Here is a 213-nt window from a genome sequence, read left to right as displayed (position 1 = left end):
CCATCACGGACCAGACCGGCAGTGACAACCCACCGGGTACAGAAGACACCGTCATCGTCTCCCTGACTGGCCCGAGCGATGTGGTTGAAGGTGAAACCACCACCGACTACACCGTCAGCCTGAGCGAAGCGGTGCCGGCGGGTAAATCGGTCACCGTGGCGCTGACGTACAGCTACACCACGGCCTCCGGTACGGACATCACTGAAGTGGCCG

1 protein-coding gene is annotated in these 213 nt (G+C 62.4%); it reads left to right on the top strand.

The window, feature by feature from the left end; all coding sequences use genetic code 11:
- On the top strand, positions 1 to 213 hold a 213-nt coding region (locus JYB63_RS23190), incomplete at both ends, for a hypothetical protein (RefSeq protein ID WP_205660262.1).

This window comes from Aliamphritea spongicola (assembly GCF_017051665.1).
Lineage (GTDB): Bacteria > Pseudomonadota > Gammaproteobacteria > Pseudomonadales > Balneatricaceae > Amphritea > Amphritea spongicola.
The sequence above is the reverse complement of the archived record's forward strand: the minus strand, read 5'-3'. Positions and strand labels throughout refer to the sequence as shown.